General features: G+C 59.4%; 5 protein-coding genes and 1 pseudogene. All 6 read right to left on the bottom strand.

All coding sequences use genetic code 11. The annotated features are described in order from the left end of the window. Positions 1-20: 20 nt before the first annotated feature. The gene (locus NFS22_RS22365; RefSeq protein ID WP_338148060.1) at positions 21-1,574 is read right to left on the bottom strand and encodes a DNA cytosine methyltransferase; all 1,554 of its coding nucleotides are present in this window, start codon (positions 1,572-1,574) and stop codon (positions 21-23) included. 178 nt (positions 1,575-1,752) lie between these two features. Beyond that, a pseudogene (locus NFS22_RS23940) lies at positions 1,753-2,118 on the bottom strand (DNA cytosine methyltransferase); the annotation flags it as partial. Positions 2,119-2,143: 25 nt separating this feature from the next. Further along, positions 2,144-3,013 (bottom strand): conjugal transfer protein TrbL family protein, encoded by an 870-nt coding sequence (locus NFS22_RS22360; RefSeq protein ID WP_251319875.1) that lies wholly within the window; start codon positions 3,011-3,013, stop codon positions 2,144-2,146. A 39-nt stretch (positions 3,014-3,052) separates the two neighbouring features. After that, positions 3,053-3,382 carry a hypothetical protein gene (locus NFS22_RS22355; protein WP_040655693.1) on the bottom strand — a complete coding sequence of 110 codons (330 nt, stop codon included), beginning with the start codon at positions 3,380-3,382 and terminating at the stop codon, positions 3,053-3,055. Positions 3,383-3,430: 48 nt separating this feature from the next. Further along, on the bottom strand, positions 3,431-3,763 hold the full coding sequence (locus NFS22_RS22350) for a DUF3852 domain-containing protein (RefSeq protein ID WP_023348675.1): 333 nt from the start codon (positions 3,761-3,763) through the stop codon (positions 3,431-3,433). Between the two features lie 88 nt (positions 3,764-3,851). Continuing rightward, positions 3,852-10,103: SpaA isopeptide-forming pilin-related protein (locus NFS22_RS22345; protein ID WP_251319874.1), on the bottom strand; the 6,252-nt coding region annotated here is incomplete at its 5' end.

The raw sequence follows: 10,103 nt of genomic DNA, 5'->3' as shown, positions 1-10,103 counted from the left end.
AATCTTTAGAAACCTTGTTCTCACACCATCTTTGCGCCTATTCTTAACATAATAACTTTGATCAAATAAACACTGTTTCCCAGGGCTTTGTAGCGAGAGGAGTCGGAGGCCCCCGGCAAGTCTGTCCAAAAATCGGGAAACCCCTGGAGCCTTTCGCATTCCAGCGGCGTCAGCCTCCGGATGAGCAGAGGACCATCCACAATCAGCTTATCCTGTCCCACATACTGGCTGTTGGGGCCTTTTCGGTCGCTGCTGGTCAGTGCGCCCACCGTTTCCTGATACGCTGGCTGACAGACGAGGTCGGTAGCGTCCTTATGTTGGCGGGCGCTCTCGGTAGACGCAACATCGTCGTCTTTGAACACATCCACTCTCTGCCGCGAAAAGACCGCATGGTGATCTGTGGCGGTCAGCGTGTAGGCGATGCCCTCCTGACAGCCAAGGCCGTTGCCGCCGTTCTGAGGCTGGCGGTCGATGGCGTTGCCTGAGATACAAATTGTATCTACTGACTGCAGCGCCAGAGGGAGGTTCCCGCCTCCAGTTCCCGCGCGGGCAGTGATGGTGGGTGATACCGGATGCGGGCCGGTGTAGCGGGCATCAATACCGTGGTTCTCAAATAGGGCCGGCTGATTGTTTCCGCTCATCCCGGCTGCGGCGGTTATAGTCTGGAATATCCCGACCATGATCTCAGCGCCGCCCTGCTGCGTACCCATGACCAGCGGCTGATGTCCATGCTCCTGTGCCCGCAGCGTCCCAGACACATCTTCAGAGCAGGACATGACGCCGCCGCCCTGGTCGTTGAGACAGATCAGCGGCAGATGGACGCCCATCTGTGCCCGGAGCGTGGGCGTCATATCGGTTGTAATGTCCATGCGTTGCCCCCCATGACCGGTGAGGCAGAGAATGGAGGGCATCATGTTCCCACTGGCGGTCGCTTTCAGCGTTGGAGCGATCTCCTCCTGATAACCGATCCCGCCAGCCGAAGGGGCGGCTCCGGCGCAGAAGCCTGCTACAAACAGAAGTCCACCCGGCTTCAGCTCACCGCTGTTGATCGTTGGGGCGACACCATAGGGAGTAGAGATACGCCTTTGCTGGTTATCCCAGGGAGTCAGACTGCCAGCTACTCCAGCTGTAAACAACAGCCCGCCAGGATTCCGCCCGCCGCCTCCGTCCGCGCTGGCCAGGGTGGGGGCCTTGCTCTCCGGGGTGAAGATGCGGGCCTGCTGGGTGTCCCAGGGAGTGAGGCAGTCCTGCGCAATGAAGGTCTGCTGCTTCATTCCCGGCTGCGCTCCCAGCGCGCCGGCCACATCGTGGAGATCCCGTACCTCGTCCCTCTGGTTGGCGGCGAAGGCGATGGGTTCAGAGGCCGGAGCCGCCAGTGGAATCAGCCCCGCCTGTGCCATCAGCGCCGCTTTCAGTTGGGGCGGCAGCTCCTTCCCACGTTCCCCCGCCCTGCGCAGGATACCCAGGCAGGCGGTTTTGCTCAAATAGTATTTGCGGGGCGGAGCGTCCTGCAAAATCTGCGATAAGGAAAATACGTCTTCTTCGCTGAGGGGTGCGGGGCCAGTATTGAGCATCGAAGACCCGCCAGGCCAGGGAGAAACCAGTTCCCAGTACGATTCGCCCAGCAGGTTGCCACGCCCAGGGGTGAGGTCCAGGGACATGAGCGGTATCGCTTTTAACTCGGACGATCTCCTCGAGGACGATGCGGAAGTCCTCCCCCTTGGGGGTCCCTGAGCTGAACGCGCCGGGCACATTTTCCCAGCACATCCATCGTGGGCGAACAGCGAGCCCTGTCCGTCCTCGTTCCATATCTGCATTTCGCATCTCCTTCACAATTCGAATTTGTTCCATAAAAAGGCCGGAGCGGGCGCCAGACAGACCGGCTCTCGCTCCAGCCACGCTGAGATCCTGGCAAGGGCTGCCGCCGCAGATGATGTCCACAGGCGGCAATTCTGCCCCGTCCAATTTGGTGATGTCCCCCACATGGATCATGTCGGGAAAGCGGTGTTTTGTTACTTCGATGGGGAAGGCTTCGATCTCACTGGCCCACACAGGCGTAATCCCGCTGCGAACCGCCGCCAGGGGGAAGCCGCCGATGCCATCGAAGAGGCTCCCCATGGTGAGCATATTTCTCCTCCTGTCTTTATTTCGGCGCTACCACCTGGGCAACGCTGCGGGTGGTGTTCACGGCGGCCTGGGCGGTATAGACGGCGCTCATGATATTGGCTCTGGTGGTGGTATCCAGACCGAAGGTCCCGGCGATCCGGGGCACCTCTCCCGCGGAGAGCATGAGACCCAGTCCCAGCAGGGCGTGGTCCTTAAAGACCATCAGGCCGGCCACCAGGATGGTGGATTGAAGGAAGGCGGTCAGGCACAGGCCAATCACCTGTTTGCTCCACTGGACAAAGCCGTCTGTGTAGCCTCTGGGGACGCTGAACATATAGAGGCTCCCCACGGCGATCTGGATGAGCAGGATGCCGCCTCGTTTGAGGTTGGCGAAAAAGACCTTAATCACAGCATAGGCCATCATGATGATGCAGAACAAAAGCATGATCGGGCTGGTGAGGACGCTCAGGCCGAAGCTGGGCGCACCGGCCATATCCGCAAGGCTCTCCACACTCATCAGTTCCTCAATGATCCGTTCTCCCACAGTGCCGATGCTGGTTCCGGCTCCGGTCAAGCCAATTGCGAAGGTCCCTTGTAGGGACACGGACAGAGCGTAAAGCCGCACAGGCACCACGGTAAACAGGCTGACCGCCATAAACCCCTTGATGGCGTTGAGGGCTGTCTGCTGTAAGTTACCCCGGCCAGTGGAGTATTCGATCCCAAACTCAAAGCCGGAGACCACCAGGCTGACGCCGAAGAGCGCCCAGCCCAGCTGGGAGAAAAACAGGACGATGGCGCTGACCCAGTCCAGCTCGAACAGCTCCACGCCCATATTTCCCATCTCGGCAAAAAAGTTGCCGAGGAAGCCCACCACCTGTCCATAGAACCAATCGACCAGATTGTCCATGATGGTGGAGGCTACAAAGTCGAAGATAAAAATTGGGTATCACCTCTTTTCTGAATCAGGCTCCTGAAAAAGAAGCAGATAGTTTTCCGCCGCCTCCCAGAGCGTGTCAAGATCCAGAGCAGGGCGGCAGATGCCCCACTCTGGATCAGACCCGCAGCCTGGAGTTTCCCGCTTTCGCCGCAAAGGCAGATCGTGGGAGTGGATGGTTACCGAATCAACCGGCCCGGTGTGCCGGTTGAAAACTGTCAGCGTTATTCCGTTATAATAGCCTCCGCTGGAGGCAAACTCGACCTTTGCAAGATTCCAGCTGTCCAGCCGGACATAGCAGACGGCGCCAAGACAGACAGCGTCTGGACGGCGCCTGGCCACAGCTTGCCGAAGCTCCTCTCCGAACGGCATATTTGCTGCCGGGCCCCATCAGATCCCGATGATGCCCCAGATGTAGTTGGGGGCGGTAAGGGTAAAGACCAGGCAGGCAAAGAGGATCACCGGCCCAGTCCACTCAAACTGGCCATGCTTCTTGTAGTCGAAGTAAGCCATACCTAATTTGGTAAAGAAGGCGATGGCCAGGACCATATCCAGCGCGGGAAAGACCACATTTTCCACCACGGTCTTGATCTGGGTCGCCGCATCGGTCCAGGTACTCTCCACCGCGGAGGCCACATCCCCGGCGGCGAAGGCGGGAGCGCAGCAGAGGGCCGCCACCACCATGGCGGCGGCAAGGATACGGAACATTTTCTTGAACTTCATCTTGATTTTCCTCCCTGTATTCATTTAGATTTACAGAAGAGGAGCCGCCCTTGACAGGCGGCTCCCCATTCAGCATGGATGGATCGGCTCAATAGCCGGTGCGGGGCAGGGGCTGGGCGGGCTTGTAGACCCTGGTGACCCATCTGCTGGTGGCCATAATCCACTGACCGTTGTACACGCCGCCTACATCCGCCTGGTTGACGAACTGGGTCCCTCCGGTGAGCCAGGACACTACATTGCAGTACACCTTGGGCACCTCCACCTGGCGGAAATTGCCGGGGACGATCCCGAAGGAGACCATAAACTCCGTGACATACTCATTGGAGGCCAGACCCAGGGCGGCGGGAGAGGCGTCCAGCACATGGTTCTGCATGGTACTCAGGTTGTCGTACATGGTGCGGTACTCGCCGTTGAGATTGGTTTTGAACACGATCTTGTAATTCCCCTGGACGTTGTAGGTTCCGGTGACGATCTTGTCCAGCCGCACTGCCTGGGTGGGCAGAGTGTCCCTCCAATAGAAGGAGGTAAGCGCCGTGGTGGAATTGTTGGCGATGCCGGAGAAATCATAGCGGATCTGCTGGCCGGGCATAACCTCCACGAAGCCGGTTTTCTTAATGCTGACGTTGGTGTACAGGGCCTTGTTGGTCATGGCCGTCTTGACGATCTGGCCGGCGTGCTCGATCTCCACCTCAATGGGGGTTTTGTCCAGCCCGTAAAAATCGGCAGCCTTGGATTCCACAATTTTGTATCGCCCTAACGGCAGAGGCTTTGACACAGCGACGCCATTTTTATCGGTACGGATGGTATCCACCAGATTGCCGGTGCGGTAGTGGTAGATCTCGAACTCGGTACCAGGGATAGGCGTACCGGCGGGCCAGCCGTTCATGGAGTTGTAGTCCTCAGAGGTCTTGGTGATCTGGATCTGCCCGGTGACGGCGGTGTTCTCCCAGGTGATCTCGGTAGTGGTCCCATCAGTGACATAGACCGTCTTCAGCTGGGTATCCACCAGATAACCGTCATTCTCCAACTCCCGCAGGTAGTAGCGGCCAGAGCCGGGCAGGTCGTCGATATGGACGTAGCCCTTGTCATCGCTGCTGTACTGCCCGATGGGATTCTTGTTGGCGTCATAGAGGAGGAAGGTCACCCCGTAGATGCCCTGCTTGGTAACGCTGTCGACCTTGTGAATCAGGATGCCGCTGACTGCCCGATTGGTGACGGTGACTGTGGTGGCTTTGCCGTCCCGGACGGTGAAGTAGGTGGGGGTGGCGTCCAGCTCGAAGCCCTTGCCGGCCTCAATCTCCACCGCGTAGTAGTCCCCGGCATCCAGATCCAGGTGGGCGCGGCCCTGCTTGTCGGTGGTAATGGTGTCCACCAAGCCGCCGTCCATGCGGCGGATCTCAAAGGTGGTGTTGGGGATTCGCTGGCTCTTGTCAGCCTCGTTGACCTTGATCAGCTCCAGCCCGCCCACAGGCGTGTTGTAGAATTTCAAAGTCTGAGCGTCTCCTACCTTGATCTGGATGGTCTTGGGGGTGGTGTCCAGCAGATAGCCGTCCAGGGTACGGATCTCCTTGGCGATGATGGTCTTGCCGGGTTCCAGGCCCTCGATCACGATCCGGCCATTCTCGTCAGTCACATACTCGCCGTTGGCGCTGCCCAGCACCTGCCCGTTGGATTCGGTGACCAGGAAGGTCACGCCCTTCAGGGGGGTGGTGGTGCCGGTGATGTACTTCTCAATGACCAGCCGGGTCTTGGGGTCATTCTCGAAAGTGAGATCGTTGCCGCCGTTGGTTCCGCCACCCACATTGGTGGTGCCGCCCGGATTGGTCGTGCCTCCAGTATTGCCGTTGGTGGTCCCGCCCACGGTGCCGCTGTTCACAGAGTTGGAGCCGTTTTTCACGATGATGGTCTGGGGCGTGCTGTTGAGGACATAGCCACTCGGCACCTTGGTCTCGGTGACCACCACGGTGCTGCCGGGAACAAGGCCGGTGACTGTCACGGTCCCATCCTTGCCCGTGGTGTAGCGGCCCAGCACAGTGCCGCTGCCGTCCTTGACTGTGAACTCGGTGCCGGGAATCGGCTTGCCGGTGACGGAGTCCAGCTTCGTCAGCGTCAGGCTGCATAGGGGTTCGTTCAGGAAGGTGAGGGTCTGGGTGTCCAGAGGATTCACCGTGACCGTCTGGGTTTGGGTACTCTGGTCGATGACATAGCCGGGGGCGGGCTTGGTCTCCTTGACCACCACGGTCCCGGTGATACCGTTGATGCGGATTTCGCCCTTATCATCGGTGGTGTAGAGGCCATTGGAGGACAGGTGGCCGTTGTCGTTATCAACGTACCCGCCGTTGGCGTAGGTGAGCTGGAACTGCGCGCCTGCGATGAATGCGCCGCTCACACTGTCTTTCTTCTGGATGACCAGGGTTCCGGCCCGCTTGTTCCAGAAGGTCAACTGCTGCACTTCGCCGCCCTTGATGAGAATGTCCTGCGGGGTCCCATCCAGCACGAAGCCCTCCACGGTCTTGATCTCCCGCACCTTCACGGTTGTACCGGGTTCGATGCCCTCCAGCACGATCTCACCGGCCTTGTCCGTGTAATAGATGCCATCGTCCGGACCGACAGCGCCGCCGTTGCCGTCCACAACCTTAAAGGCCACGCCGGACAACGGTTCGTTCTCGGTTCCCTCGATAAATTTACGAATAATCAGCGTAGTGCCAGGTTCATCGTCAAAGATCAGGGTGTTGGCCACACCGCTGCGCACCACAATATTCTTTGGGGTCTCATCCAGAACGTACCCGTTGGGGGCCTTTTTCTCGGAGACGACCACAGTGGAATTGGGAGCCAGCCCGGTGACGGTGACAGTACCGTCTGTGCCGGTGGTGTAGAGGCCGCTATTGGGGCCGATCACATGGCCGGAGCTGTCACGCACCATAAACTCAGCGCCCCGCAGGGGCTTCTTGGTCACCGCGTCCCGCTTCAGTATGGTCAGGGTGCAGAGGGGATCATCGTAAAACCGGATGGTCTGGGTGTCCCCGGCATTGACCACCACAGTCTGGGGCGTGGGGTCCTTGCGGTAATTATCCGGCGCCTTTTCCTCGGACACCACATAGGTTCCGGGGAGCAGCTTGGACAGCACGATCTGCCCGTTGACATCGGTGGTGTAGAGGCCGTTGCTGGAGGTCATGCCCTCGTTGTCCGGGGTCAGCTCCCCGTTGGCGGTCATCACCTTGAACTGCGCCCCAGCCAGGGGCTGACGGGTCACGCTGTCATACTTCTCAATAATCAGGCCGCCCTTGCGGGTGTTTTTGATTACCACAGTCTGGGTGTCGCCGCCCTGCCCGATGACCAGGTTGGTGGACGGCGTGTCGATGACATACCCAGCCGGAGCCTTGGTCTCGGTCAGCACATAAGCGCCGGGGGCGAGGTTGGTGATTCGGATCTCGCCGTTGCTGTCGGTGGTAAACAGCCCGTTCTGGGTCAGGGTGGACGAGCCGATGACCCCGTCCAAGCCCACCTCGCAGCCAGCGGCTGTTGTGATACGGAACTCAGCGCCGGGAAGCACCTCATTGGTCTGGCTGTCCCGTTTTTGGATGATCAGGCTGCCTTTCGGCTGATTTTTAAAGGTAAGAGACACGGTTTTACCCGCCTGGATCTGGATGGTCTGGCTCTGGGTATCGATCAGGAAACCAGCGGGGGCGCGCACCTCGGTGACTACCACGCTCTTTCCCGGCTTCAGGCCGGGGATGCGGATCTCCCCGTTCTCATCGGAGCGGTAGATGCCGTTGGAGTCGCCGATCAGGGTCCCGTCCGCGTACATGACCTTGAACTCGGCGTTCTGGAGGGTCACGCTGGGGTTGGTGGCGCAGACCTTCCGAATGAGCAGGATGCCGTCCGGGGCGTTGTCGAAGGAGACCGTGACCACATTCTGCTCACCCTTGTCGGAAATATAGACCGTTTCAGAGGCATTGATAATGGAGTACCCGTCCGCCGGGTCGATCTCCTCCACGATATAGGTGCCGGCAGTCAGCCCGGTCCAGATGGCGGTCCCGTTCTTGCCCGTCACCTTCGTGCCGATGACCGTGCCGCCAGTGCCGGAGGTCCCGCCCAGATATTTCAGCTGGAAGGTGCAGCCGGGTAGGGCCTCGTGGGTCACACTGTCATACTTCTCCACAACAATGGCGTTTAACGGCTCATTGAAAAAAGTGAGCGTCTTGCTCTCGCCGCCGTGGAGGATCACCTTCTGAGTGAGGGGTTCCTTCATCTGGAAACCGGGAGCAGGCTCCACCTCAGTCACGGTGTACTCACCGGGGTACAACTTCTTGCCTTTCTCATGGAGCTTGATCTGGCCGCTGGCATCCGTGACGAAGATACCAAAGTCCATGGAGGCGGGAGCACCCGCAGCCTCACCATTGCTGGTGTAGGTCACACGGAACTTGGCACCCTCGATGGGAGCGCCCGCAACAGAATCTTCCTTGAAAATGGTCAGCTCCGGGGTCTTGTGGTTGCGGAACACCACCGTTTTCTCATCGCCAGGGTTCAGGGAGATGGTCTGCACCCGGTCGGCGTCCTTGTCCGGCAGGTAGTAGGGGGCGGGGACGGACTTCTCCGTGATGCGGTAGGTTCCAGGATCAACACGCAGGGCAACAGTGCCGTCCGGCCCGGTTCTCCAGTCATCCTTGTAATCGCTGTCGATCCCCTCCACGGTGAGGACAGTGCCGGGAACAGGCACTCCGGTATCGGCGTCAATCTTGGAGAGGGTCAACAGGGGCTTCTTGCTGTTTTTGAAGATCAGGGTCTTATCATCGCCGCCGTTCAGGCTGATGGTCTGGGTCCGGTCAGCCTCGTCCTCCGGCAGACAATAGGGTTCGGGGACGGACTTCTCCGTCACCCGGTAGCTGCCGGGGGCGACGCGCAGAGTGGCGAAGCCGTCCGCCTCGGTGGTCACATCCTGGCGGTAGTCGCTGTCGATGCCCTCCACGGTGAACACCGTGCCGGGAATGGGGGTGTTGGTTCCCTGCTCTACCTTGGAGATTTTCAGGACAGGCTGCTTCAGGTTGTCAAAGACCAGCTCCTTGCTGTCTCCGGCCCCCAGCCAGATCGTCTGGGTGGGTTCGTCTCCCACCACATAGGGATCAGGGACGGACTTTTCCGTTACCTCGTAGCTGTCCACAGGAATATTGGAGAGGACCGCCCTGCCGTCCGGCCCGGTGGTCACATCGTTGTGGTAGCCGTAATGGATGCCGCGGATTTCAAAATGGGTGTTGGGGATCACATCCCCGGTCTGCGCGTCCCGCTTGAGAATAGTGAGGCTTGGCAGCCGCTTGTCGGAGGCCGTCACAGTCACCGTTCCGCCGCCGTTGACAGTTGCCTGATCCACATGGGCGATCACCGGCTCGGTAAGGGTGGCCCAGGGAGCCGGTACGGACACCTCCACGAAAGCGTACATCCCCTCGGTCACATCGGTGACGGTGATGGAGCCGTCCGCCTTGGTCTCCTCTGTGCCGATGATCTGACCGTCACGCACAATGTTAAAAACAGCACCGGGGAGGGGATTGCCGCTGTCGTCCAGCTTGATGAGCCTGACCTTTACCTTGGCGTCATTCTCAAAAACCAGGGCCACATCGGTCTTGCCGTCCCAGACGAAGGTCTGCTTGGTTTTATTAATGTCCGGGCTTTTGGTGTAGCCCTCCGGGGGCGTGACTTCCTCCGCCACAAAGCTGCCGATGGGCATGGTATCCCAGGGCACGTCCGTCAAATAGCCGCCCGCGCCGGTAATATAGGTTCCGGTGAAGTCGTTGTCCACGCCGGTGATTTTAATGACCGCTCCGGCAAGGCCCTTGGTGGGATCGTCCGCATCTACTTTGCGGATGCTGCCCTCACCGGTGATCTCAGGGGTATCGCTAAACGTAACCGTTACAATTTTGTTGGCTCCATTGGGCAGAACGACATACTGGGGACCCGCGTTGTCGATCTCATAACCCTCCGGGGCTTCCAATTCCGTCACGGCGTAGGTGCCCGCTTCCAGCTTGGATACGGTAACAGTGCCGTCGCTGCCTGTCACCACTTCCTTGGAGTAGGCACCATTTTCGGAGGCTACCTTGAACCGCGCCCCCGACAGGCCCTTGTTGGGATTCGTGCTGTCTACCTTTTTGATGATCAGATCATACAGCTCACGGGTCACGGTCAGTTCACCGATCATGATGGCCTGCACATCATTTGCCGGATGGTAGCTGGAGCCGGGACCGGCATATGCGTATTCATAAACGGCGCACTCGCCCCATACGCCCTGCGCGCCCAGGTCGAGGATATACTGCGCCCGGTCCCGGAACGATCTGCCGTCCATAGTCTC

This window comes from Flintibacter muris (assembly GCF_943192995.1).
GTDB lineage: Bacteria > Bacillota > Clostridia > Oscillospirales > Oscillospiraceae > Lawsonibacter > Lawsonibacter muris.
Note: the sequence above shows the minus strand (reverse complement) of the source record. Positions and strands in the feature narration are given on the sequence as shown.

Coding starts and splice junctions, on each gene's coding strand:
- NFS22_RS22365 (WP_338148060.1), bottom strand. CDS start 1,574: ATGCTCAATACTGGCCCCGCACCCCTCAGCGAAGAAGACGTATTTTCC.
- NFS22_RS22360 (WP_251319875.1), bottom strand. CDS start 3,013: ATGGACAATCTGGTCGATTGGTTCTATGGACAGGTGGTGGGCTTCCTC.
- NFS22_RS22350 (WP_023348675.1), bottom strand. CDS start 3,763: ATGAAGTTCAAGAAAATGTTCCGTATCCTTGCCGCCGCCATGGTGGTG.